The organism is Lentimicrobium sp. S6 (genome assembly GCF_013166635.1).
Taxonomy (GTDB): domain Bacteria; phylum Bacteroidota; class Bacteroidia; order Bacteroidales; family UBA12170; genus UBA12170.
Genome location: NZ_JABKBZ010000225.1, coordinates 1 through 932, shown reverse-complemented (window position 1 = coordinate 932; position 932 = coordinate 1). Strand labels below are relative to the sequence as shown.

The 932-nt window shown below is 38.9% G+C and carries 1 protein-coding gene; it reads right to left on the bottom strand.

What is annotated here, in order from left to right:
* Positions 1-932, bottom strand: a 932-nt coding sequence (locus HNS40_RS22465; protein WP_172284946.1) for an HYR domain-containing protein, incomplete at both ends; no start/stop codon positions are given.

Genomic DNA, 932 nt, shown 5'->3' with positions numbered 1-932 from the left:
AAGCATTGGCTTGTCCTGCATCTGCGGTTTGGCTTATTGCTGCTCCACAAGTAATACTTGGGTCAATAACATCCTCTACTGTGACATCGGCAGTAATTGTTGATACATTATTACTGGCATCTGTTCCTGTTAGAGTTATTGTATTTAAGCCTAAGTCTGTACAATCGAAGTCGGTTTGACTGGCTGTTAAGGTGAAATCACAGTTATCATAACTTCCATTATCAATATTGGCGGCTGTAATACTGGCTGCTCCTGAGGCATCTAATTGAATAGTGACATTCTGTGAGGCCATTACTGGTGCAATATTGTCTTCTACTGTTACTATGGATTCACATGTCGTTGTTAAGCCGGCATCATCAGATACTGTTAAGGTTACTGTGTTGGCTCCTACATTTGTACAATCGAAAGAATCTGGGGAGGCATCTAAGGATACCACTACTCCATTATCATAAGAACCATTGTCAATATTAGAACCAACTATACTAGCTGTTCCAGCTGCATCAAGTTCAATAGTGATGTCTTGACATATTGCTGTTGGAGGAGTAATATCTGTTACAGTTACTGTAGCTGTACAAGTGCTTGAGTTTCCTGCTGCATCTGTTAAAGTTAAAGTTACTGTATTCGCTCCTAAGTTAGCTGAAGTGAAAGAATCTGGTGTCACACTCATACTAACTATTCCACAATTATCTGTACTTACATTATCAACATCAGCTCCAACTATACTTGCTGTTCCCGTTGTTCCGTCTAAGTTTATTGTAATATCTTGACAATTAGCAATTGGAGCCTCATCATCAACAATGGTAATATCCTGATTATCAGTACTAATATTACCATGGATATCTTCTACAGTCCAGGTGATGGTGGTTGTTCCTACATTATAGAAGCCACTAGCATCGGATGTTCCATTGAAGTTATTTGTAATACTCGCTACT